General features: G+C 34.3%; 26 protein-coding genes and 1 tRNA gene. 19 read left to right on the plus strand and 8 right to left on the minus strand.

Annotated elements, in window-relative coordinates; translation table 11 throughout:
* Positions 1 to 2: 2 nt before the first annotated feature.
* From BKH43_RS02025 to BKH43_RS02035, 3 genes are all read right to left on the minus strand, one after another.
* Entirely contained in the window at positions 3 to 2486 is a 2484-nt protein-coding gene (locus tag BKH43_RS02025; RefSeq protein ID WP_095228006.1) for a chemotaxis protein CheW, read from the minus strand.
* 103 nt (positions 2487 to 2589) lie between these two features.
* Positions 2590 to 3528 carry a chemotaxis protein gene (locus BKH43_RS02030; protein WP_095228008.1) on the minus strand — a complete coding sequence of 313 codons (939 nt, stop codon included), beginning with the start codon at positions 3526 to 3528 and terminating at the stop codon, positions 2590 to 2592.
* Positions 3529 to 3548: 20 nt separating this feature from the next.
* On the minus strand, positions 3549 to 4289 hold the full coding sequence (locus tag BKH43_RS02035) for a metallophosphoesterase (RefSeq protein WP_095228010.1): 741 nt from the start codon (positions 4287 to 4289) through the stop codon (positions 3549 to 3551).
* A 68-nt stretch (positions 4290 to 4357) separates the two neighbouring features.
* Between BKH43_RS02035 and thiS the strand changes: the two genes are divergently transcribed.
* Positions 4358 to 4570: a sulfur carrier protein ThiS gene (gene thiS / locus BKH43_RS02040; protein ID WP_095228012.1), complete on the plus strand. Its 213-nt coding sequence runs from the start codon at positions 4358 to 4360 to the stop codon at positions 4568 to 4570.
* A gap of 81 nt (positions 4571 to 4651) precedes the next feature.
* Positions 4652 to 5167 carry a DinB family protein gene (locus BKH43_RS02045; protein ID WP_095228014.1) on the plus strand — a complete coding sequence of 172 codons (516 nt, stop codon included), beginning with the start codon at positions 4652 to 4654 and terminating at the stop codon, positions 5165 to 5167.
* Positions 5168 to 5589: 422 nt separating this feature from the next.
* Here BKH43_RS02045 and BKH43_RS02050 read toward each other — a convergent pair whose 3' ends face one another.
* A complete protein-coding gene (locus BKH43_RS02050; RefSeq protein WP_095228016.1) occupies positions 5590 to 6543 on the minus strand; it encodes an agmatine deiminase family protein in 954 nt (317 codons plus the stop codon).
* A gap of 72 nt (positions 6544 to 6615) precedes the next feature.
* Here BKH43_RS02050 and tsaD point away from each other — a divergent pair, with 72 nt between their 5' ends.
* The 12 genes from tsaD (at position 6616) to BKH43_RS02115 (ending at position 17297) form a co-directional block, all read left to right on the plus strand.
* On the plus strand, positions 6616 to 7680 hold the full coding sequence (tsaD, locus tag BKH43_RS02055; protein WP_095228018.1) for a tRNA (adenosine(37)-N6)-threonylcarbamoyltransferase complex transferase subunit TsaD: 1065 nt from the start codon (positions 6616 to 6618) through the stop codon (positions 7678 to 7680).
* 172 nt (positions 7681 to 7852) lie between these two features.
* Positions 7853 to 7990: a 50S ribosomal protein L34 gene (rpmH, locus tag BKH43_RS02060; RefSeq protein WP_095228020.1), complete on the plus strand. Its 138-nt coding sequence runs from the start codon at positions 7853 to 7855 to the stop codon at positions 7988 to 7990.
* A 34-nt stretch (positions 7991 to 8024) separates the two neighbouring features.
* Positions 8025 to 8537: a ribonuclease P protein component gene (gene rnpA / locus BKH43_RS02065; protein ID WP_095228022.1), complete on the plus strand. Its 513-nt coding sequence runs from the start codon at positions 8025 to 8027 to the stop codon at positions 8535 to 8537.
* 449 nt (positions 8538 to 8986) lie between these two features.
* Positions 8987 to 10747: a membrane protein insertase YidC gene (yidC, locus tag BKH43_RS02075; RefSeq protein ID WP_095228026.1), complete on the plus strand. Its 1761-nt coding sequence runs from the start codon at positions 8987 to 8989 to the stop codon at positions 10745 to 10747.
* Positions 10748 to 10777: 30 nt separating this feature from the next.
* Complete coding sequence (locus tag BKH43_RS02080) at positions 10778 to 12001, plus strand: Jag N-terminal domain-containing protein (RefSeq protein ID WP_095228028.1); 1224 nt, start codon at positions 10778 to 10780, stop codon at positions 11999 to 12001.
* Positions 11998 to 13365 (plus strand): tRNA uridine-5-carboxymethylaminomethyl(34) synthesis GTPase MnmE, encoded by a 1368-nt coding sequence (gene mnmE / locus BKH43_RS02085; protein ID WP_095228030.1) that lies wholly within the window; start codon positions 11998 to 12000, stop codon positions 13363 to 13365. The genes BKH43_RS02080 and mnmE overlap by 4 nt, the downstream gene beginning before the upstream one ends.
* Before the next feature lie 38 nt (positions 13366 to 13403).
* The gene (locus BKH43_RS02090) at positions 13404 to 13733 is read left to right on the plus strand and encodes a YnfA family protein (protein ID WP_095228032.1); all 330 of its coding nucleotides are present in this window, start codon (positions 13404 to 13406) and stop codon (positions 13731 to 13733) included.
* A gap of 74 nt (positions 13734 to 13807) precedes the next feature.
* The gene (locus BKH43_RS02095; RefSeq protein WP_095228036.1) at positions 13808 to 14107 is read left to right on the plus strand and encodes a c-type cytochrome; all 300 of its coding nucleotides are present in this window, start codon (positions 13808 to 13810) and stop codon (positions 14105 to 14107) included.
* A 56-nt stretch (positions 14108 to 14163) separates the two neighbouring features.
* On the plus strand, positions 14164 to 14700 hold the full coding sequence (locus BKH43_RS02100) for a 50S ribosomal protein L25/general stress protein Ctc (protein ID WP_095228038.1): 537 nt from the start codon (positions 14164 to 14166) through the stop codon (positions 14698 to 14700).
* Between the two features lie 3 nt (positions 14701 to 14703).
* Positions 14704 to 15462 carry an aminoacyl-tRNA hydrolase gene (gene pth, locus BKH43_RS02105; RefSeq protein ID WP_095228040.1) on the plus strand — a complete coding sequence of 253 codons (759 nt, stop codon included), beginning with the start codon at positions 14704 to 14706 and terminating at the stop codon, positions 15460 to 15462.
* Positions 15459 to 16523, plus strand: a complete 1065-nt coding sequence (locus tag BKH43_RS02110) for an LptF/LptG family permease (protein WP_095228042.1) — start codon at positions 15459 to 15461, stop codon at positions 16521 to 16523. The genes pth and BKH43_RS02110 overlap by 4 nt, the downstream gene beginning before the upstream one ends.
* A gap of 69 nt (positions 16524 to 16592) precedes the next feature.
* On the plus strand, positions 16593 to 17297 hold the full coding sequence (locus BKH43_RS02115) for a YceI family protein (protein WP_095228044.1): 705 nt from the start codon (positions 16593 to 16595) through the stop codon (positions 17295 to 17297).
* A gap of 201 nt (positions 17298 to 17498) precedes the next feature.
* Here the strand turns inward: BKH43_RS02115 and BKH43_RS02120 are convergent, their stop codons facing one another.
* Together BKH43_RS02120 and tpx are read right to left on the minus strand one after the other, a co-directional pair.
* The gene (locus BKH43_RS02120) at positions 17499 to 18668 is read right to left on the minus strand and encodes a glycosyltransferase family 2 protein (protein WP_172402290.1); all 1170 of its coding nucleotides are present in this window, start codon (positions 18666 to 18668) and stop codon (positions 17499 to 17501) included.
* 159 nt (positions 18669 to 18827) lie between these two features.
* Positions 18828 to 19322 (minus strand): thiol peroxidase, encoded by a 495-nt coding sequence (gene tpx / locus BKH43_RS02125; RefSeq protein WP_095228048.1) that lies wholly within the window; start codon positions 19320 to 19322, stop codon positions 18828 to 18830.
* 251 nt (positions 19323 to 19573) lie between these two features.
* Between tpx and BKH43_RS08455 the strand changes: the two genes are divergently transcribed.
* Positions 19574 to 19649: transfer RNA gene (locus BKH43_RS08455), tRNA-Glu, on the plus strand.
* A gap of 89 nt (positions 19650 to 19738) precedes the next feature.
* Here BKH43_RS08455 and rpsI read toward each other — a convergent pair.
* The gene (gene rpsI / locus BKH43_RS02130; RefSeq protein WP_095228051.1) at positions 19739 to 20131 is read right to left on the minus strand and encodes a 30S ribosomal protein S9; all 393 of its coding nucleotides are present in this window, start codon (positions 20129 to 20131) and stop codon (positions 19739 to 19741) included.
* Entirely contained in the window at positions 20131 to 20559 is a 429-nt protein-coding gene (gene rplM, locus BKH43_RS02135) for a 50S ribosomal protein L13 (RefSeq protein ID WP_095228053.1), read from the minus strand. The genes rpsI and rplM overlap by 1 nt, the downstream gene beginning before the upstream one ends.
* Positions 20560 to 20800: 241 nt before the next feature.
* On the opposite strand from rplM, the gene minD reads away from it, so the two are divergent.
* The 4 genes from minD to BKH43_RS02155 are packed head-to-tail and all read left to right on the plus strand — an operon-like array spanning position 20801 to position 23907.
* Complete coding sequence (gene minD, locus BKH43_RS02140; protein WP_095228055.1) at positions 20801 to 21619, plus strand: septum site-determining protein MinD; 819 nt, start codon at positions 20801 to 20803, stop codon at positions 21617 to 21619.
* 10 nt (positions 21620 to 21629) lie between these two features.
* A complete protein-coding gene (locus BKH43_RS02145) occupies positions 21630 to 21854 on the plus strand; it encodes a cell division topological specificity factor MinE (RefSeq protein ID WP_095228057.1) in 225 nt (74 codons plus the stop codon).
* A 34-nt stretch (positions 21855 to 21888) separates the two neighbouring features.
* Positions 21889 to 22962, plus strand: a complete 1074-nt coding sequence (locus tag BKH43_RS02150; protein ID WP_095228061.1) for a divergent polysaccharide deacetylase family protein — start codon at positions 21889 to 21891, stop codon at positions 22960 to 22962.
* 6 nt (positions 22963 to 22968) lie between these two features.
* Entirely contained in the window at positions 22969 to 23907 is a 939-nt protein-coding gene (locus BKH43_RS02155) for a DNA-processing protein DprA (RefSeq protein ID WP_095228063.1), read from the plus strand.
* The last annotated feature ends 761 nt before the right edge of the window (positions 23908 to 24668 follow it).

Genomic DNA, 24668 nt, shown 5'->3' on the forward strand with positions numbered 1-24668 from the left:
TCCTAGCTACTTGGTAGATTGATATTGCGCTTTACTACATTTAGTAGATACTCTGGTGTGTAAGGCTTAGTTATATACTCAGTCATACCACTTTCAACACCTCTCATCCTATCTGTTTTTGAAGTTCTACTTGTAACAGCTATAAGAGGGAGGTTTTTATACTTATTATACTTTCTTACTTCAGAAGCAAAAGTATAACCATCCATACGTGGCATCTCTATATCAACTAAGACGGCATCTATTTGCTTATCGCCATTTTTTAGCATGTCTAAGGCTTCAAGACCATTAGTTGCTTCTAAAACTGTTACACCTAGTGGCTTTAAGCACTTTTTCATGATAGCCCTATCAGTAGTGCTATCATCAACTGCTAGTACTATATAGTCACTTGGCGCACTTTTTACCTTAGAGTTTGAAGCTTCAGAGATAAGATTATTAACACTTACTTTTACGTGTTTTGCCATATCCATCATAGCAGCAACATCAGCTATAAGAGTTATTTTACCATCTCCTCTAACAGTAGCCCCTGCTATACCTTCAGTGCCTTTTAAGTAATAACCAAGAGACTTTATAACAACCTCTTCTTGCCCTATAAGATAGTCTACTATAACGCCTATTTTCTGTTCAGCTAGGCCTATGATAACTACATAAACCTCACTAATATTACCAAGGATAGAATCTATCTTAAAGATATCAGCTAGCCTTACTAAGCTTAAGACCTCATCTCTTAGTCTAAGCACAGACTTGCCATCAACTGTATAGATCTCATCTTGTCCTACCCTAACAGTCTCAAGCACTGAGCTTAAAGGTATGGCGTAGTACTCTTCTTGTGCACCTACTAGTAAGGCTTGCATGATGGCTAAAGTTAGAGGTATCTTTAGCTTTAAAGTTGTCCCTACACCTTTTTCAGAATCTATTTCTATAAGGCCATTAAGTCTTTCAACATTAGTTTTAACTACATCCATACCCACACCCCTACCACTTACATTAGTGATAGTAGTTGCAGTAGAAAAACCTGGCTTAAAGATTATGGCGTAAGCTTCTTTATCAGTCATGCTATCTGCATCTTTTTGAGACATAAGGCCCTTTTCTACAGCCTTTCTTCTAAGCATATCAGCATCTAGTCCCTTACCGTCATCTTTTATCTCTATGACTATATGGTTGCCTTCATTATAAGCTTTTAGATCTATCTTGCCAGTCTCACTTTTGCCAGCAGCTAGTCTTGCTTCTGGCATCTCTATACCATGATCACAAGAGTTTCTTATGATGTGGATTAGTGGATCACCTATCTCTTCAACTATAGACTTATCAAGCTCAGTTTCTTCACCACTTATATCAAGCTCTATATTTTTTCCTAGCTCACGACTTAAGTCCCTTACCATACGCGGGAATCTATTAAAGACTTTTCCAACAGGAAGCATTCTAGTTTTCATAACAGCAAGCTGTAAGTCAGTAGTAACTGTACTTATAGAAGATACTACTTGATTAAGCTCTTCTAAAAAGCGCTCACCCTCATATCTTTCTTCAACATCGCCATAGATTCTTATAAGTCTATTTTTACCTAAAACTAGCTCGCCTATTAGGTTCATTAAATGATCTAGTCTTTTTACATCTACTCTTACAGTCGGTTCTACAGCAACTGAAGGAGACTTTCCATCCTTAGCTTTAGAATCTCCTAGAGGACTTTTATGCACAAAATCATGTCCGCCATGGTCTTCATGCTTACTCTCATCTCTAGATGCATAGCTTTTAGGGATGTCAATTTTTGAAGTTTCACTTTTAGGCGTTTTAGGCGTTTTAATAGAAGTGTCCTTAGAAACTTCTATATCTTTTGGTGCTTGTATATCAGCAACTATTCCTTGCTTTTTTTGCTCTTCTCTAAGTTTTCTATCTTCTTCTTGTCTTTTGCTAAGCAGCCTTGCTATCTCAGCTTCAACTTCAGCATCACTCATCTTACTGTAGTCTTTTTCTTCTTCATCTAAGATAGTGTCTGCTTTAGCATCTTTTGCGCTAAGTGATTTTAAAGTGGCATTTGCATCTTCTTTAGCAGTTTGGGAATCTGCTTTTGGTGCCTCACGCTTTGTTTTTATAGGCTCATCACCTTTTGAGATAGCTTGCAAACGACTTACACACTCACTAACATCTATACCGCTGTTTGCGTCTGTACCATCATTTCTTATAGCAACTAGTAAAGCTTTTATCAAGTCTACAGATTCTAAAACCACATCCATAACATCTGAAGTTATTTTTAACTCTCCTTTCCTAGCCTTATTTAAGACCTCTTCCATGTTGTGAGTAAGGAAGGTTAAAATATCAAAGTTCAAAAACGAGCTAGAACCTTTAATAGTATGAGCTACTCTAAAGATACGATTAAGCAAGTCTAGATCTTCAGGATTATTTTCAAGCTCAACTAGATCTTGATCTAATTGTTCTATCATTTCAAATGCTTCGATTAGAAAGTCTTCCATTATCTCTTGCATTTCATCCATAGTAAGTACCTCTTTTTCATTAAAAATAACAGTTTTTTAGTATATCACACTTGCAAGTGTAATCTTAGTTTCTAGATAAAAGTTTAAAATATTTAAACTTTTTTCATTCCATGATTTTTGCTATCTCATCGCTAAATATCTCTTCATTAAACTTAACTATATAAGCATCTGCACCTATATCTAAGCCTTTTTGCTGACTATACTTATCACAGATTGAAGAACTAAAGATTAAAGGAATGCTTTCAAGCACTGGATTATCTTTTATCTTTTGTGCAAAGTGAAAACCATCCATGCGCGGCATCTCAACATCTGATACTATAAGTTTTAAAAAGCTATGTAAGTCTTTAGGGTGCTCTTTTACTATCTCATCTAAAGCCTTAAGCCCAGCTTCTCCATCTTTTGCCTCTATAACATCAAAGCCCATACCTTTAAGACTTTTCTTTATAAGGCTTCTAGCTATAGTACTATCATCTACTATTAAAACGGTCCCGCTAAATCTTTTTCTTTCTTCTTTATCTTGCTTAGAGATAACATCTTTATAGAAGTCTAAATCACTTAGAATCTTTTCTAAATCTAATATAAGCATAGTCCTTCCATCTTCTATCCTAGTAACAGCAGTTACTCTCTCCTTACCTATAGCATCACTGCTACTAAAGCTAGCTGGCTCTATATTACTCCAACTTATACGCCTTATAAGCTTTGCTTCATGAACTACAAATCCAAGCTTAAGGTTGTTAAACTCAGCAATTATCACTCGCTTTTTACTAGGTGGCACTTTTAGCTCTCTATCTTTTATACCTAGCCAAGTAGCTAGATCAACTAAAGGCATAACAGTGCCCCTTAAATCAAAAACTCCTAATATGTAATCTGGACTTGCTGGTAGTTCAAAAGTTTCTGGTACTTGGATGATTTCTTGAACCTTAGTTACATTAATGCCATAAATCCCTTCATAAACCTCTCCATCATCTAGTTGCTCACTTATTCTAAAGTCCACAAGCTCAATCTCATTGATTAAACCCCTTGTTTTTATACTTTTTTCCATGCAAGCCTTTCAATTAGTCTTTATAAGATGAAGGGTTTACCTTCAAAGTAAAATGCATCTAAGCCAACATATTCTACATTATCAAATGTATAGTTCCTATTTAGATGAAAGTGTCCTTCTATGATGCAAAACTTAGAATCTAAAGGCTTTTTATAGTGTTTTAAAACCCCACTAAAAACTTTCTTTTTATAAAGCTCTACCCTATATCTAGCAAAACGCTCTAATCTTTCTTCGCTAAAAGGCATCCTAATAATAGGCTTACTGTAGACTTTTTTTCTAATCTTGCTATAAAGCTTTCCAAAGGTGATTTTATCTAAATATCTTAAGCATTTCCCACTTAAAGCTTCACTCATAAGCCTAGCATAGGCATCATAGCTAGTATTAATCCATAAGTCACCATGGGCTAGGATACAGATTCTATCCATGTAATCTTTAAGGATGATAGGTTGGAGTTTATGAGGAAAGATTTTTATGCCACTTAGTTCATCTATAAGGGTTAAATGCATATCATGATTACCAGCTAGGTAGTAGATATCATTTTTCTTAGCTAGTTTTTCTAGAAAATGTATTAAGTCTAGATTTTCTTTTATGCTTCTTTTTAGATTACCCATTAAAACATGAAAAATATCCCCCATTAAAAAGATTTGAGAATCTTTTATATCTTTTAAGGCGTCAAATCTAGCTATATCTCCCATCTTAAAATGAGAATCTGCTATAAACATAGCGCCTTTTTTAATATAAAAATCCTCTATAAAATGCATATATCAACCTATATATTTTTTTCAATTATAATAGAACTTCAATACTTTCAAATACCAAGGAAAAACCAATGCTACTAACCATAAATGGCAAAGAGCTAAGCTTTGAAGAAAATCCACTTAGCATATCAAGCCTTCTAAAAAAACTAAATATTGAAGAGCAAGTTGTAGCCATATCTTTAAACACTGATATAGTAAAAAAAGATAAATGGAGCATAACTACTTTAAAAGAAAAAGATAATCTAGAGCTGCTTCATTTCATGGGTGGAGGCTTAAGTCTTTAAGATTAAGGCGTGCTAAGAGTTTAGATTTAAGTTTTAGTACTAAAATATCACCCTAACCCAAAACTAAATAAGGAATCAAACATGAAAAATCAAGGTGTAAAAGACGCTTTAAGACTTTTTGCAAAGTTTAACAAGACAGCTAATGAAGACGTAGCTAACATACTTGGCAAGCTTAGTAAAGATGAACTTACTAAAGATAGAGGTCTTTACTTTAAAAGCTTACAAGGCACAGTAAATCATATACTAAATGCAGACTTGATAATGTATGGAACTAAGTTTAGCACCTTTGGTAAAGGAGTTAAAAAGCTAGACTATCTAAAAGAAGATATGAGTTTAAAAGATGAGATAGCTAATGACTATGAAGCTTATAAAAAAGCTAGGGCTGCAACAAGCGATATGATAATAGAAGTTATAGAATCAATTGATGAGTTTTATACTGAATATAGACTAGTAACTCCTAATAAAGACATAATAAAACCTAGATATCAAGTGATGATGGCTGTACTTAACCACGCAACCCACCATAGAGGAGAGATCTCTGGCATGCTTGATGCTATGGGCGTGGAAAATGACTTTAATGGACTTATGGCTATATAATCTTAAAGCCTAATAATACTTTTAGTGACTTAGTATTTAAACTTAAGTCAATATATAAACCTTTAAACCTTTGAAGTTAGTCTCTGCTTCAAAGGCTAACTTCAAAGATTTGCTAGTTTCTAGCCTCCTTGCTTAGTGATTGCACACAAACATTTTAAATATCTTTATAAAACATTTAATGCTAGCTAAAATGCAGTCTTTTCACTACGCTTGATAGCTTTTATAAAGTCTTTAGACTTGTCACATGCTAGCAAGCAACTAAAAGTCATAACATAGCATTTTTAATATTTTGCCTTTCATTAATTTGATTTGATGCAAAATAAAGCTTCTTAAAAAATAGCGCGCAAGGCACTAAAGAAAGAGTTTTTTAATATCAGCTTGTCATACTTGCTTTAACAAATATGACAATTACTAAAAATACCTTAATGAACATTCATACTTATACAATGAAGGCTTCCATGCTGCTTGATTAAAGCCTCACAGTTTATACCTACAACCTTATAGTTTGGCAAAGCCTCACTCAAAGCTTTTAAGGCCTTATCATCACTAGGTTTATTATAGATAGGAACTAAAAGCTTAGTACCAGAAAACAAAAAGTTCACATAGCTTGCTGGTAGTGCCTCGCCATCTTCTATATAGTCACAAAAAGGCAGTGCTACTAACTTAAAAGGAAGGTTTTTTAGTTCTTGCTCCATAAGCTCTAGGCCTTTAAAGTGTACATTTTTAGGATCTTCACACTTGATATAAGCAATAGTCTCATCATCTATAAATCTAGCTAAAGTATCTATATGACTATCTGTATCATCACCTAGTAAAAAGCCATGATTAAGCCAGTAAACTTGCTTAATATTAAGTTCTTTTAAGAGTTTAGATTCTATTTCTTTTTGGGTTAGGGCTGGGTTTCTATTAGGAGAAAGTAGACACTGTGTGTTAGTTAATAAATCGCCTTTTGAGTTAACATCTATACTACCACCTTCTAAGATTAGACTTTCAGTTTTCATATTTTTGAGAAAGCCTAAACAAGCAAGTTGAGTATTTATCTGATTATCTAAGTCTGAAGCAAACTTTAATCCCCAGCCATTAAAACCAAAGTTTTTGTAAGCATATTTAGCATGGGTGGTGCTAGGTTTTATGCTTATAGCTAGACTATCTCTTGCCCAAAGATCATTAGTATCTATCTCTATAATCTTTACATTCTCTTTAAAACTTGCCCTTATAGAATCTTGGGTATGCTTTATAAGCCATACTTCACATTCTAAGTTATTAATTATCTCTTCATAAACTTTTCTAACAGCTTTTAAATCATCCCTAAAGTCACAAAACTTGTGAGGATATATTAATACGATCGCTCTTTGTTTTTCCCACTCTGCATACATTATAATAATACCTTTTATGTTATATATTTTTAAAGGTAAAATTATACCTAACCAAATAGTTCAAGGGATAAAATGCTAGTACTTGCCATAGAGACAAGCTGTGATGACTGCGCCATAGCTTTGATGGACTTAAACTCAAAAGCCTTGCTTCACCATCAAAAGATATCTCAAGAAAGCTTTCATAACTTGCATGGAGGTATAGTACCAGAGCTTGCAAGCAGACTGCATGCTAAAGACTTGCCAAAACTTTTAAGTAAAGAGCTTTTAGATTCCATGCCAAAAGTTATAGCAGTTAGTGTAACGACTGAACCAGGCCTTGCTACTTCACTCTTAGAAGGACTGATGCTAGCTTCTATGCTTAGCCTAGTTTATAATCTACCTCTTTTTGGGATAAACCACCTCCTAGGCCATATCTACTCTTGCTTTTTATGGGAAGAAGAAAAGCCTTTAAGTGCACTTTTAGTCTCAGGGGGGCATAGCATGCTTATAGAGTTTAAGGGTTATAGATGTGTAAAACTAGTTTCAACTACTCTAGATGATAGCTTTGGGGAGTGCTATGATAAGGTTAGTAAGATGCTAGGGCTTGCCTATCCAGGAGGGCCTATTATAGATAAACTTGCAAAAAGTTATAAAGATACTCCTAGCTTTAGCTTTCCTGTGCCTTTGCGTCATAAAGATACACTTGATTTTAGCTTTTCAGGCCTTAAAAATGCAGTAAGACTTAAGGTAGAAGAGTTGCAAAAACAAGGAAACTTAGATGACACACATAGTGCAGAGCTTGCACTAGCCTTTCAAGAAAGTGCTACAACCCACCTAGTAGAAAAAACTAAAAAATACCTAGATACTAAAAAAGATATAAAAACTTTTGCATTAATTGGCGGGGCATCGGCTAACTCCATGCTAAGAGAAAAGATTCTTAGCTTACTTAAAACAAAAGATATAGAGCTAAAACTTGCACCCTTAGAGTTTTGCTCAGATAACGCCGCTATGATAGCAAGGGCTGCTGTAGGAAGACTAGAAAGTCTTTTGGATAAAAAAACTTTAGAATCTAAAGACTTTTCACAACTTAAAAAAGAACTTTTTAAACTAGAAGATGGATATAAGCTAGATATATCCCCAAAAAGTACCTGCTTTTAGAATCTAGATTCCATCTTTTTGCATTTAAAGATAGCTATTTTTATATTTTATGATGATGCTAAGAAGTTTTACACCCCATTACAAGCAAGAAAAAGACTTACAAGCTTTTTAAGCTTTATTAAATAATATATAAGTTAGAATCACAACTTTTAATTTGTACTTAAGGTTAACTATGAAACGCACTTATCAACCACACAACACACCAAGAAAAAGAACTCATGGCTTTAGATTAAGGATGAGTACAAAAAATGGCAGGAAAGTCATAAACGCAAGACGTGCTAAGGGCAGAAAAAGACTAAGCATCTCTTAATGACACTAAGTCCTAATCATCACACCAAAAGAGTATGACACCAAAAGAGTTTGACTCCTTAAAGACAAGCAAAGACTTTGATATAGTTTTCAAAAATGGCTTTAAGTACAATCAAGACACTTTTACCATCATACTTTTAGAACTAAGTAGCTTTTATAAACTTAAAAAACAAAGACCACTAAACTTAAGCATAACTCAAGCTTCTACCTTTTTACTAGGACTTAGCATAGGTAAAAAGATAGGAGGGGCAGTAAAGCGTAACCTCATAAAAAGACGCCTTAGAAGCATAGCTTTTAAACTCTATAAAGACTTAAACAATACAGGCTTAGCTTGCGTTATCATAGGTAGAAAAGGTATAGAAGCTTTAAGCTATGAAGACTTAGAAAAAGGCATCTTATACTCTTTTAATAAAGCAAAAACTAAGATGCTTTTAAAGCCTTATGCTAATCAAAATACTACTAGGCCTAACACAAAAACACCAAGCCAAACATCACAAGATAAAAGTCGCCAAAAAGCCTCTAGCACCCCATCATCTACTATATTATGAAGTATGTATCCTTAGTTCTAATTAGCCTTTATCAACGCTTTATCTCCCCTCTAAAAAAACCAACTTGCATCTATCATCCAACCTGTTCTAGCTACTCTTTTTTAAACTTCAAGTACAACAACTTTTTGCTAGCCTTTTTGCTAACCTTGCTTAGAATCTTAAGGTGTAATTCACTTTTTAAAGGTGGTTTTAATGCCCCTTTTATACTAAAACTAAGACTTAATAAGCCTAAAAAAAGCTCTATCAAGCAACCTATAAAAAGCACTAGTTCTAAAAACTTAGCCTCAAAACCTGCCTTTTTAAAACTAGCCCCCCTCTTAAAACAAAAAAATATTATTAAGATTCCACATTTAAGATACTTAATCTTTAAGTATAAAGTGCATAATATCAGTTTGATTAAAGTTGAAAAATTTTATATAATCTTAGTTTAATCTATTTAAAGGTGTTCAGTGAATAAGTCTTCCAAGTCTCCCAATTTAAGGATTGTAATAGCTATAGCAGCAGCTCTTGTAGTTATCGTAATCTGGTCAAAGTATTTCGCTCCAGATGAAACTAACACACATCATACAAGCACAAACACCACAAAAGATGCCAAGCTTGCTAGTGCAGAGACGAAAGAAAGTACAAGTATAAATAGCGCACCAGCCATAGCGAAACAAACTGATGCTTTAAAAAATAATACAAAATCTGTCCCTAACCTTGCTAAAGATAGTCCAGATTCCACTCTTCTTACTATTAAGTCTAAAGAGTTTGATATGGATATAGATTCTTTAGGGCGCATTAAACAAGTTTACTTAAAAGACCCTAAATTCACCCACCCACCTCAAGAGCACTTTTTAGAGCACGTAAAAAGGCTAGTTGGCATAGTAAAAGGTGAGCAAAAACAGCTTGATAGACTACCTATTTTTGCAAATGACGCTTCACCTAAGCCTCTTGAAGTGAGATTTGCAAATGAAGACTTAAACGCGCTTGCTTTTAAAACTCCTTATAAACTAGAAACATCTAGTGAAGCCTTAAAAGAAAGAATCTTAAATCTTGGAAAAACCCCAGTTAGCATAGTACTAACCCAAACACTAGGTAAGTTAGAGATAACTAAAACCTTATTAATAAACCCAAATCTAACTTATACAGTTACTATCCATACTAGTGAGCCTGTAAAATACTTACTAAGTAATGGTGCTAGGCCAACTGCAGATGGTGAAAACTACGCATTTAATGGAGTTTTATTAGAGAAAGCTAGTGGCTCTATAGAAAAGATAGAAGATGGGGATGCTAAAAAAGAAGGAGAGGCTTATCCAAACTCAACCTTTGTTGCTAGCGTAGATAGATACTACACAACCTTGCTTTATAGTAAAAACAACCTAGATGTCATAGTTGGCCAACAAGCTACAGGTAAAAAATTACCTATGAGTTTTATAGATGTACAAAAACAAGATGTCACATTTAGCGGCTACATAGGACCAAAATACTACTCTACACTACACTCCATAGATCCAAAACTTACTAATGTAATTGAATATGGAATGATAACTTTTTTTGCTAAGTATGTTTTCTGGCTTTTAAACTTTTTACATGGCTATGTAGGAAACTGGGGCTTTGCTATCATCTTAGTTACCCTTATTATTAGGATAATCCTCTTCCCACTTACCTATAAAGGTATGGTTGGTATGCAAAAGCTAAAAGAACTAGCTCCAAAGATGAAAGAGCTTCAAGCTAAGCATAAAGGGGAACCTCAAAAACTTCAAGCTGCCATGATGGAGCTTTATAAGAAAAATGGAGCCAATCCAGTAGGAGGATGTCTTCCTTTGGTTTTGCAGATTCCAGTATTTTTTGGTATTTATAGAGTTTTATATAATGCAGTTGAGTTAAAAAGTGCTAGCTTTATCTTTTGGATACATGACTTAAGTGTTATGGACCCTTACTTTGTGCTTCCTATCATCATGGGTCTTTCTATGTACTTACAACAAACCCTTTCGCCAACACCAGTTACTGACCCAACTCAGGCTAAGATTTTTAAACTCTTACCTGTTGTATTTACTATATTTTTGATAACTTTCCCAGCAGGACTTGTGCTTTACTGGACTGTTAATAATATATTCTCAGCCTTACAACAACTTGCAATCAATAAAATCCTAGCTGCCAAAAAAGCTAAATTTGCTTTAAAACATGGAGAGAAAGAAGTTATAAAAGAAGAGAAAAAACATAAATAAAATTATAAATATAAAAAAAGTTAGATTTAAATGACAAAAATACAAGCACTCACCATAGAAGAAGCACTCACTAAAGCTAGTCTTATGCTTAAGTGCTCAGTTACTTCTATAGAATATGAAGTTATACAGTATCCAAGAAAGGGATTCTTAGGGTTTTGCAAGAAAGATGCCATATTAGTAGCGCAAAAAAAGCAAGACTTAAACACTGAAGAGTATAAAAACTTAAAAGATCAAAGTAGGGATTTTAAGGATGCTCTAGGTAGCCAAGAAGCTATGATGTGCGTAAATTTTAACTCAGACTTAAAAGATCTCAAAAAAATTAATAATGCTGAAAAAACTGGCTTAGAAACTCATATCAAAAATATGGCAAAGCCAACTCAAGGTTTAACAGAAAAGGCTGAGTTTCTTAAGCATATAAAACAAGATAAAGAATTGCAAAACCTAGAATCTAAACTTAACGCATCTAATACACCAAAATCTAACGTTAATACTACTCCCTTACACACTCAAGAAAAGGTTTTCCAAGATAAAAATTATAAAGAAGAAAATTATAAAGATAAAGTTCGGCAGGATTTAACACTTACTAACACAAAGCAAGAAGCTACCCTACCTAGCAATACAAAAGAAGAAAATGCCGCCTTTAACAGCATTAAACAAGATGGGTACCACAAAAAAGGCTATGAAACCACTCATAAAGATTCTAGATCTGATATACATAAATACCAAAATCTAGACCTAAAAGAGCGCATAAATAAAGACACAAAAGCTAAAGAAACCAGCCATAAAGTGCAAAAAGATATAGATGAACTTTGTGCTACTGTGCAAGCAGAATTAAAAGACTTACTATCTTATATGCCTTTAGAGCTAGACACTATAGAAGTTAGTGTTTATAATGATAAGACCTTATTTATCTTTTTAGACGGCAAAGATTCTGCATTAATTATAGGTGAAAAGGGTTATAGATATAAAGCACTTTCTTACCTTTTATCAAACTGGATTCAACCAGTTTATGGTTTTAATATAAAGCTTGAAGTATCTCAATTTTTAAAAAATCAAGAAGCCATGATAGATGCCTATATAAAACCTATCATAGAAGAAGCCCTAAGCAAAGGTAGCTCTAGCACCAAAGAGCTAGATGGAGTCTTAGCCCATATAGCTCTTAAAAAACTAAGGGCTGCCCTTCCTAATAAATATGTCTCCTTTAGAACAAGCACAGGCGATAAGAAATATATAATCATTAATGACTTTAAATGAAAGACCTAACACAAACTAACACTGATACTATAGTAGCCTTGGCCACTAAGGAACAAAGCACTATAAATATAGTAAGGCTTAGTGGGCCTAAAGCCAAAGAACTAGCTTTTAGACTTACTGGCAAAGACTTACTTCCACGTGTTGCTACTTTATGTAAGATAAAAGATGAAGAAAATAGACTACTTGATAAGTGCATATGCATCTACTATAAAGCCCCTTTTAGTTTTAATGGAGAAGATATAGTTGAGTTTCAATGCCATGGTGGCTTTGTAGTTGCAAATGAGATCTTAAACCTACTTTTAAGGCTAGATGCAAGGCTAGCTGAAGCTGGCGAGTTTAGCAAAAGGGCTTTTTTAAATGGCAAGTTAGATCTAGTCCAACTTGAAAGCATGGCAGCACTAATCCAAGCTAAAAGTAAAAAAGCTGCCCTCTTGCTAGCACAAAACCTTGAAGGCAAACTAAGTAACTACATACATGATATTAGGGCTAATATGATAACTATCCTAGCCCAAATTGAAGTCATGATAGACTACTCAGAAGAAGATCTAGATACTAGATTAATAGAAAGTATAAAAAGCTATCTAAATAAACTAATTTTGGAGTTTTCTAACATCATAGAAAACTCCAAACTTGCTATAACTTCACTTGAAGGCCTAAACCTAGCCATAATTGGCAAGCCTAATGTCGGTAAAAGCTCCTTACTAAACGCCTTACTTCTAGAAGATAGGGCCATAGTTAGTGATACAAAAGGTACCACAAGAGATGTTATAAGTGAGTATATAAATATAGATGGCAACCTTTTAAAAGTCTCTGATACTGCTGGCATCCATAAAAGTAAAGATGATATAGAAGAGCTAGGCATAAAAAAAAGCCTAGAAGCAGCAAAGAAAAGTAACATAGTGCTTTGTGTGTTTGATAGCTCACAAGACTTAGAAAAAGATGACTTAGAGATACTAAGATTTGCTAGCACACTAGATTCTAAAGTCATAGCAGTGTTAAATAAAAATGATCTAGAATCTAAAACCAACTTAGAATCTAAGCTTCAAAATAACTACAAGCTTAAGACTATAAGTATAAGTTCTAAAAATCTAAGCTCTATCATAAGGCTAAAAAACTTATTAAAAGATATCTTAGATACTGTAAGCTATGAAGGAGTTATGCTTAGTTCAAAAGAACAAAGCTTGAAGTTAGAATCCTCACTAAAAAGTCTAAAAGCCGCCCTTCCTTTTTTAACTGAAGGAACCTTAGAGTTAGCAAGTCTTGAGATAGGAGCTGCTTTAAAAGGACTAGCTTCCATAACTCATGAGTTTGATACTGAAGAGATGTTAGATTCCATGTTTTCTCAATTTTGTGTTGGGAAGTAGTCAAAGATAGCCCTAAAAAGTAAAAGGAGTTTTGTATTTTGATAAAATCTATACTTTACTTTTTGCTAGCTTGTATTTTTGAAGTAGGTGGAGGCTATCTAGTTTGGATATGGCTAAAAAATGATAGGCCATTATGGATAGGTATACTTGGCATGGTTATGCTAGCAGTTTATGGAGTAGTTGCCACACTTCAAACTAGCACTTTTGGGCGTGTTTTTGCCGGATATGGCGGGATATTTATAGTATTTTCTATAGTTTGGGCTATGGTTTTTGACAAATTTAAACCAGATAGATTTGATATAGTAGGTGCAGTGCTTATATTACTTGGTGTGTTTATTATGCTCTATGGAAGAAATTTTATTAAATAATTTGATTAGTATTTGCTACTTCTTTTTCAAAACTGGTTAAAATTGAGAACATTTTTTTAAAAAAGGAAGATTCAATGTTAAAAATATTATTCGTAGGTTTAGGTTTGGCGGGTTTAGTGTTTGCTAGTGATGCAGCTGGTATAGTTTCTGGTAAATGTGCAGCATGCCATGGTTTAAAAATGGAAAAACATGCTATGGGCAAAAGTGATATCGTTAATCAAATGACTAGTGCTAAAATTAAAGCTGACCTAGAAGGTTATAGAGCTGGTACTTTAAACCAAAAAGGTATGGGAACTATTATGCACGGTGCAGCTAGTAACCTAAGTGATGCTGATATCGCAGCTCTTGCTAACTATATCCCAACTTTAAAATAACTTAAAGCTTATTATAGGTAGAATCCAGGTTTTAGTTTAATCAAAGAAAGGTACATATGTTAGAAGGTAAAATTAGAGAGAGTATTTCAAAGGCTAACGCAAAAGCCTTAAGGAAAGATGGGAATCTAATCGCTAATATTTATGGCAAGGGGATAGAAAACATCCACTGCTATTTTAAAGAAAACGATTTTATAAAGTTTATGCGTTCAAAAAACAGTATCAAATTCCCTGTTAAGGTGGATGGTAAAGAACTGCTTGTAGTTGCAAAAAGCTATAACATACATCCAGTTAGAGGCTCTATATTACACGTAGACTTAATGGTAGCACAAGATGGCGTTGTAGCAAACTTCAGCGTACCTGTAAAAACTGTAGGTACGCCTATAGGTTTGAAAAACAAAGGTATTTTGCTTGTATCTCATAAAAGAGTACCGGTGAAATGCGATGCTAAACACCTACCTGATAGCTACACTATAGATGTATCTAAGTTAGATGTTGGTCACAGCGTACTAGTTAGAGACCTAAATAAGCATGATAATGTAGAAATAAAACTAGGTTCTTCAGTAGCAATAGTCGGTGTGATAAAAGCTAAGTAATGAATGAATGTATTAGTTGCTGGTCTAGGAAATGTTGGATCAAAATACGAACTAACTAGACACAACATAGGCTTTATAATACTAGATGCCCTAGCTAGCAAGCTAGGGACTAGTTTCTCTCTTGATAAAAAGGCAAACGCCCTAGTGGCCTCTCACAAACTTTTAGAATCTAATAGCTCCCAAACTTACAACCTAATCTTAGTAAAACCTCAAACTTTTATGAACCTAAGTGGCACAGCCATAGCCCCCCTTTATAACTACTATAAATGTGAAAGATTAGTAGTTATCCATGATGAGCTAGACTTACCCTTTGGAAGTTTAAACTACAAAGAAACAAGTAGCACAGCCGGGCATAATGGGCTAAAAAGCATCAACCAGCATCTTTCCCTACCCTACTCTAAACTGCGTTTTGGTATAGGATTTAACATACTTTTATATCCTGAATTACTAACAAAGCTTATAAGTTCTAACATAGATGCTTATAAGATAACTCAAGACTATATAGATTCTTATAAGGAAAAACTTAGTAATAATACTAAGGGCATAATGAGTGGTAGCGAGTTTAAAAACATAGCCCTAGCAGCCCTAAAAAGTGCTAATAAAACTAATCATGAAGAAGTCTCAAACTATGTCTTAAATAACTTTAGCAAAACTGAACTTTTGCTTTTAAAAGATATGCTTCCTTTTATATTACAAGCCTTGTTTTCTTTAATAACTTCTCCATCAAGCACACAAAACAAATATGGCATTAATCTCAAATGATGCTTTTTAACTTTATCTCTTATAGATATATAAAGATACTTATCACCATTTTCCTAGCCCTAGAACTTTTCTTTGTAAGTATAGATAGTTTGCAGTACTTTGAACATATGCCAGATTCTGTAAATCTCATCATACTTTTTTACTCCTATGAAGCCCTTTATGCACTAAACTACGTTTTACCTATAAGCCTACTTTTAGCAGTGGTAGTCTTTTATATAAGCCTAATTAAAACCAACCAGTACGCAGCACTCTTAGCACTAGGCTACTCTAAAAAAATCATCCTTGCCCCAGTGCTTACTATAAACATAATCATACTGGTACTTTTTATCATTCTTAACATTACTCCTTTTGTTTATGCTCAAGAAAAGGTAGAAAACATAGTCTATCAAGGCTCAAACATGAACACGGCTAATAACTTATTTGTAAAATATAAAGATAGCTATATCTTTTTTGGCAAGATTTATCCTCTACTTCAAACCGCACAAAATATCAAAGTGTTTAAAGTAGATAACAAAAAGTTAGTGAGTGTTAGTTCTTCAAAAGAAGCAGTTTTTAAAAATAATGAGTGGATTTTAAAAAATGTATCAGTTATGGATATGCCTAAAGATTATGAGATAGGCCATCCAGGTATCACTATAAAAACTTATGATAACGTGCATTTATTGCATGGGTTTAGACCAAAAGTACTAGATACTATCTACCAAAACAAGCCTTCAGTCTCTATCTATGATGCTCTAACTTCTATGAAGATTTTATACAAAGCCCATGCTGAGTTTGGAAGAGTTAGGGGTATATTTTACACACTTACTATCATTCAGTTCTTTGTCATCTTTACTAGCATCATAGTAGTTTACTATAGTCCAGTGCTTGCAAGATATGGCAACCTAGCATTAAATGGCATCATATTTAGCGTTTTTTGCTTGATAATGTGGGGGGTTTTTTTCTCTCTAGGCAAACTAAGCGCAAACAATCTTTTTATACCAGAGTTTGGACTGCTGATACCTTTTGTAATATTAGCTGCTGTTGGCTCATACTGCTTTAGCAAACTTAATCATATTTGATTAATTAAATTTAATTATAATCAATGTGAATTTAGCATTAGCTAGATCATTAAAACAAAAGGATTTTTCATGAGAAAAACAATAGTAAGTTTAGTAGTAGCATCAGCTCTAGGTTTTGGTTTAGCTCAAGCTGCTCCACTTGTGATAGACAACTCACACTCAAGAGTTGGATTCCAAGTAACCCACCTTATGCTTTCAAGCGTTGATGGTACATTTGATACTTTCACTGGTAACGTAGATGTAGAAAAAGGTGAGTTAAAAGCACTTAGTGGTGACTTAAAAATCTCTTCAGTAAACACTCAAAATCAAAAAAGAGATGATCACTTAAAAGCAGCAGACTTCTTTGACGCAGCTAAATTCCCTGATGCAACTTTAAAAGCTATAAGCATAAAAGAAGACAAACATGCTGAAGCTAAGATGAAAAAACATCACATGCATGCTGAATCTGAAATGAAAAAAATGGATATGAAAGAAGGTATGAGTAAAAAAGACATGGCTGATGATAAAAAGTCAATGGACATGATGATGAAAGTTCCTACTAAAATATATACTATCGAAGCTGATCTAACTATCAAAGGTGTTACAAAGAAAGTTAAACTATTTGGTGTGTTAAGAGGACCAGTTCAAGATATGAAGAAAAATGAAGTTTATTCTCTAATGCTACGTGGAAAAGTTAACAGAAAAGACTTCGGTGTTGGCAATGGTTTTGCTAACAGCATGGTAAGTGATGATGTAAGAATCAACATTACCCTAGAAGGTACCCCTGGCAAATAACTCTTAAGCTTACTAACTTTTCTCTCCTTTTACCTTTTAGTTAAAGGAGAGGCTCCTATCTTTAAGATGGGAGACCCTCCTTCTCTCCCCACTGAACTTTAAAACTTATCTTACAAAGGATTCTATCTCTATTAACCTACTCCTAGCAAGTCTAGATTTAGTTATCGCACGCTTTCTTACTTTAGCCAAGCTACTTGCTTATTATTTGCCTGCTATTTTTAACATAATCTTATAGATATAAAGCGGGTATTTTATAACTTTTGGATATCTTGCGTACTGCACATGGTTTATACTATTTAGCAAAAGTCCTCTTACATCAAGATTATTAGCACGGTGGTAAATTATGCACTCTTTCATAAGCTCTACTGGTGATTTTTTTAATAGTAGTTTTATAAAACGCATCTCATTAGGATTAAAGTATGTAAACTTTTTAGTACTATCCTCATAAACTTCTTCTAGTAAACTTTTAGCCTCTTTAATGCAAGTAAAAAAGTTTTCTTCAGTAGCAAAAATATGAAGAAAATAAGTAAAAAGATCAAAGTAGGCATAAAGTAAGCCCTCTTCAAATCCCTTTGTGCCTTTTAGTCCTAAAAGCTTATAAGAGTGACATAAGATATTAATCCCAACAAGTGGATCTGCTAAACTAGTACTACTTTTAGCTCCATCACTTCTGTTATATCCATACTTTTTATTAATCCTAGCTACATAAAGAGTCTTAGGGATATGACATAGACTTTTAGCCCTTAAAAAAGCAACTATAGCAACATCAGTATCTTCAAAGTCACAGTCTTGAAAGGCAAGCTCTTCTTTTACAAAAAACTCTTTCTTATACATATTAAAACAAGCTGAAGTTCTAACCTTCCTCCAAAACTCTCTATTAGCATTACTGGCGTTAAATACTAAACTGCCCTTAGTTGAAGCATGGTTTAGTTTAAATGGATGATGCTCATTTTTACTTTCATCATATACGTCAAGATTGCAGTAGGCTATATCAGCAAGACTAGATTCTAAGCTTTCATAATGAAGTCTTACGCAGTCTAAGTTAAGATAGTCATCACTATCTACAAAGGCTATATATTTACCTTGGGCTATGCTTACTCCATAGTTTCTTGCTAGGCTTGGATGACCTGTTCTAACGCTATTTAAAAAAAGTTTGATTCTGTTATCTTCTAAGGCGTAGGCTTTTAACTTATCCACACCTTTATCACTTGAAGCGTCATCTACTATGATGATTTCCATATCTTTAAAGGTTTGATTTTTTAAGCTTAATATGCACTCATCTATATAGGCTTCATTATTGTAGTTAGCAACTATCAAAGAAACTTCTGGCTTTTTACCCTTAGGATCTAAAGCCCCTTCAAATCTAGTCAAGTGCTGAACTCTTATATCTTCTAGGATTGGCAAAGGGAAGTCCCCCCCCCCCCCCCAGTTAATCTGGTGGAGCTAACTTTAATCATCTATTTTCCTTAAATATGCTTAGTATCTAGCCTAAAACTACAATACAATTTTAGGGAAAATAAAAATAAAAATCTACTTAAGTGCGTTTAGTGCACTTTTGTAATCTGGCTCATTAGTTATCTCAGAAACTATCTCTTCATAAACTATCTTACCTTGTGGGTCTACTACTATAACTGCGCGAGTTAAAAGACCTTCTAGTGGACTATCAGCTAAGATTAAACCATACTTCTCACCAAACTCTTTTTTTCTAAAGTCACTTAAAGCAGTTACATTTTTTATACCTTCTACTGTGCAAAATCTACCTTGCGCAAAAGGAAGATCCATAGAAACTACAAAAACTTGAGCGTTTGGCAGTTTTGAAGCCTCTTCATTAAACTTTCTAGTTTGAGCAGCACATACTCCTGTATCTAAGCTTGGCACTACATTTATAACTTGATATTTACCACTTGCTCCACCAACTTTTACAGAGCTTAGATCACCTGCTACTAGTTCTACACTTGGAGCACTATCACCTACTTTTACTTGTTTTCCGCCTAATGTTGCTTTATTACCTTTAAAAGTTACCATAGTTTATCCTTTATATTTTTTATCTAAAGATTCTATAGTACTGCCTTGCTTTAAACATTAAGCAATATCAAGTTAACTATGAAAATAATTATGTTTTTCAAAAAGATAACTTAAAAAATAAAGTAAAGATTTAAAAAGAAAAAGTGATATATAAAGTGTTGCTAGTAAAATCAATAAGTTATGCAAAATGAGAGTAACTAAGTTTATTTTTCAATTAAAACTTATAGTATAATTCAGTCTTTGTCTATCACGACCCCTTCATCTAGAGGCCAAGGATACCACCCTTTCCAGGTGGTTACGAAAGTTCAAATCTTTCAGGGGTCGCCAACTTAAACCTCGCTTTTATAATCTCATAAAAACAGCCAAGCCAAACAAACCCCTGTAAAAAGATATAAAAATATACCTCTTGTAAAAAACTATCTTTTAGAGAACTGTGGACTACGTCTTGCTTTTCTTCTACCGTATTTCTTACGTTCTACAACTCTAGCATCTCTAGTTAGTAAGCCTTCAGGTTTTAGTATAGGCCTAAAAGATTCTCTATCAAAAAGATTTAACGCCTTAGCTATACCAGAACGTAAAGCTTCAGCTTGAGCAGAGTATCCACCGCCAAAAGCAACAGCCTTGATATCAACTGACTTATCTTGCTTAGTAAGCATCAAAGGTCTCATAACCTTCATTTTTATAGAATCATGCCCACCTAACCACTCATTTAAGCTCATATCATTAATTATAAGTTTTCCTGTACCGCTTGTTAGCCACACTTTAGCTATAGCGCTTTTTCGTTTACCAGTTGCATAAACCTCTTGCATTAATTTCCTTTACTTGTTGTTTGCGCAGTATGTGGGTGAGTTTCACCTTGATATACTTTTAGTTTTTTAATCATAGCTCTTCCTAATTTTGTCTTAGGCAACATCCCTCTAACAGCTAGTTTGTATAGCTTTTCTGGGTGTTTTTCTAGCATCTGACCTAAAGTTTTACTTTTAGTACTTCCAAAGTAGCCAGAGTGAGTAAAGTACTCTTTATCATCTAACTTAAGACCGCTAAACTTAACATCTTTTGCATTAATAACTATGACGAAGTCTCCACAGTCCATATTAGGAGTAAAGCTAGGTTTATGCTTTCCTCTTAAAATAGTAGCGATCTGAGTTATCAGTCGCCCAAACACTTGACCTTTTGCATCCAAGACTATCCAGTCTCTTTTTATCTCACCTACTTTTGGTGTTTTCGTTAGCTCCATATTATGTACGCCTTGTATTTTAAATAAAGATGAGACTTTAGTGGGTTTATACTTAAAAAAAGCTTAATTTAAGTTATTTTTAAAATTAGATTCTGATGTGTAGACAAAATGAGGGTTTGCATTTTATAGCTACATATTTAATGCAAGCCCAACCACTGAGTATTGTGCTACAATAGTCTAATCGGAAAAATACTACTTGTTGCTAGTGTTTATAAACTTGCGTTAAAAAGGGCTTTTACATATGGATCAAAATGGATGTGTTATAACCATAACTTCTGGAAAAGGCGGGGTTGGTAAGTCAACCGCCACTGCTAATATATCCATAGGCCTAGCCCAAGCTGGACATAAGGTCATAGCTGTAGACTTTGATATAGGCCTTAGGAATCTAGACATGATACTAGGACTAGAAAATAGGATAGTTTATGACGTTATAGATGTTATGGAAGGAAAGTGCAATCTTTCTCAAGCCATCATAAGCCATAAAAAAACAAAAAATCTATACTTCCTTCCAGCCTCTCAAAGTAAAGATAAAAACGTACTTGATACTGCTAAAGTAAAAGAGCTTTTAGAAAAACTAAAAGCTGAGTTTGACTATATAATAATAGATAGTCCAGCCGGCATAGAAGGTGGTTTTGAACACGCTGTCTTTTGGGCTGATAAAGCGCTAATTGTAGTTACTCCGGAGGTAAGTTCTATTAGAGATAGCGATAGAGTTATAGGGATAATAGATTCTAAGTCAGAAAAAGCTAAGCTTGGAGAAGAGTTAGAAAAATACGTCATCATAAATCGCATTAACCCAGTCTTAGTTGAAAAAGGTGATATGCTTAGCACTGAAGATGTTTTAGATATGCTAGCCCTACCTTTAATAGGCCTAGTGCCAGAAGATCCTAAAGTCGTAAGTGCTACTAACACAGGTGAGCCAACTATCTATATGCATAGTCCTAGTGGAGAAGCTTATGAGCGTATAAGTAAAAGAGTGCTTGGTGAAACTATAGAGTTTCCTATCTTTAAAGTTAAGTCTGGATTTCTAGGCTCATTTAAACGTATGCTAAGTAAGTAAGGAGGTTGTCTTGTTTGGTCTAGGAAAATACAAAGAAAAATCAGCTAGCTGTGCTAAAAAAAGGTTGATGTTAACTTTATCCAAAGAACGTACCGCCAACATACCTCACTTTGATGAGATGGTAGATGAGCTAGTAGCAGTAGTTAAAAAGTATACAAAATCTGATGCAGTAGAAGTAAAAAAAGCAGAAAGGGACTACTACTCTAAAACTCTAGAGATAACTATAGATGCTTAAATTTAGAATCTTTCACTAGCGAGCAAGGACTAATTTGAGTAAGGGTAAAAAGTTAGGTCTACTTGCAACACTACTAGTAGTTATTATCATAGTATTACTTGGAGTGGTCTACTACTTTGTTGTGAGTAATGATATAAGTGTTAATAAAGACTTAAACAAGCAAGCTTCTTATCCTAGAGCATTACAAGATGTAACTCCAGCCTTAAAGCCTAGTGAGATAGAATCTAGCCCAAAAGCTACCCCTCCCAAAACTATGCAAGAAACCACAACAAAACCTAGCATTACGCTAGATAAGACTTTAGCACCAAAGCAAAGTACTAAACTAGCAACTCCTAAACCTGAGCTAACTAAGGCTCAAAAACTAGATGCTTTACATGCTAAATACATAAAAACTTCACACTATAAAAAACCTATGATAGTTATCATCATAGATGATGTTTCTAGTAGAGTGCATGAAAGGCGCATCAAGTCAGTAGGACTTGCTAATCTAACTCCTAGCCTCTTCCCAAGACAGCCCATAACGCCACATACTCCAGAGATAGCAAAAGACTTTAAGCACTATATGATACACCTTCCCCTTGAAGCCGGTGGAGACTACACAGATAAAAGCGAGTGGATAACTATGGGTGAGAGTTATCGCAAGATAAAAAAACGCATAGATGAGATAAGGCAGGACTTTCCAGATGCCTACTATATAAACAACCACACAGGCCACGCTTTTACAAGTAGCAAAAAAGACATGCTAAGACTATTAAAAGCCCTAGATAAAGATGACTTTGAGTTTGTGGATTCTAAAACTATAGCCTCTAATGTCGTAAATGATATAGGCAAAAAAAGAGGTCATTTCTTTCTAGCAAGAGATGTTTTTTTAGATAATGACTTAGATACAAACTACATAGCAAAACAGATGGAAACTTTCTTAAAGATAGCTAGACTTAGAGGCTACGCCATAGCTATAGGCCACCCTCATCCAAAAACTATAGCAACACTTAAGCTTTATAAAGATGTGATTAATAAGTACTATAACCTAGTTTATATAGGCACTTTGGATGACTTTTTACGTGAGCATGTAAGCTACTATGGTCAAAAGCTAGAGCCTGATAAGTAATCTTAGATGAATGCTTTTTCCTTACTGCAAAGTAACTTTAGCCCAAAGATAAAAAGGCTTAATGCCCTAACCAACAAAGAAAGAAAAGAGTTTTTAGTCCTAACGCCTAAAGATACTCTAGAATACTTAGAATCCTTTTTTACCAAAAAAGATATAAATGCCACTCAAACACCCCAAGATAAAAAAGCTCTTAAAAGTTTTAGCTTATTTAAACCACTAGATAAAATCTTCTATAAAGGTAGCTTAGAGCTACTTAAAAAGCCCCTGTTTGCAATCATAGGCTCTAGAAGTCCTAATGTCTATGCCAAAGAGCAAACTGCAGTTATAGCTAGCAAACTTGCAAAAAGTGGCTTTAATATCATAAGTGGTGGTGCCTTAGGTATAGACTGCATAGCACATGAAAACTCTTTTCCTAATACCATAGCAGTGCTTCCTTGCTCACTAGATCTAAACTACCCAGCACAAAACAAGAAAATCTTAGATGCTATAAAAAAAGATGGGCTAGCTTTAAGTGAGTATGAAGCTAATAGGCGCATAACCCTAGCTTCCTTCCTAGAAAGAAACCGTATCATAATTGCCCTAAGTGACTTAGTCTTTATCCCATATGCAGACTTACAAAGTGGCTCTAGCTCCTCAGCCTCCCTTGCTTTAGCGCTTAATAAGCCTATATTTACCTTGCCTCATAAGATGACTGAAAGCCTTTGTACACAAAAACTTTTGGCCGCTAGGAAGGCAAATGCTATATATGATGTAGATGAGTTTATAAAAACTTTAGGGCTCTTTTTTGACTTAAAAACTTTGAATGCTAGCAATGATGAAGTATTAGAATTTATAAGGCTTAATCCTTCCATACAAAAAGCACAAGAAAAGTTTGGTGCTTTGCTTTTTGAGTATGAACTAGATTCTAAGATAACGCGTGTTGGGCTAAACTATAGGGTTAATTAAACTTTTTTTAAGCCACTTTTCTAAGCCACTTTTCTAGGCCACTATAAATATTAAGTAGTTTAATAATTAGTACCTACTTTCTTACCTTGCTTGCTAAAGATTTTTTGCAAATAGATTCTATAAAACTATCATTTTATATAGGCAGCATTACTTTTTCTTGTAATCTTTGCAATCTATCATTGCAAAGGGTGTGTAAAACGCCCTTTGCACTTAAGCCTTTTAATTCTAAAAGCTACTTTTATAAAATCAACATCCTTTGGCAAGGGGGGAGAGGGGGCCCTATATCTTGAACTAGGCCTTCCTACTATCTCTCTAGTTTTATTTTATAAAATATTGCCCAGTAGTCCTCAGCACGCTTGTTTTTGCTTACGCACAAAAAACAAAAGGCAAAATATTATATTGCCTAGTTATAGATTCTCTACTCCTAGCACATGATAAAGCGTAAGCTTCCTTAAAAATAAAAATTATATATACGCAACTATTCCATTAAAATGTGCCCGTTAGCTCGCTTTGTTTCGTGGCACAAAAATCACGAGAAAAGAAAGCAGTAGTGTTGAATACGTGATGTTTCAAGGAAGCTTACGCTTTGCTAGAAACGAATATATGCCAAGTCCCCTCCCCCTTGTTTGCCAAAAAAAGAGCCTTTTTTGCAGGCTTTGCGGGAGTTAGGGGGGGGGTTAAACCCCTTTTTCAAGGAAGTTTCACTTTCAAGGAAGCTTTGCTTTGGTTAAAGAAAATATATAGATGAGAAAATATAGAAA

The organism is Helicobacter sp. 13S00401-1 (assembly GCF_002272925.1).
Classification (GTDB): Bacteria; Campylobacterota; Campylobacteria; order Campylobacterales; family Helicobacteraceae; genus Helicobacter_I.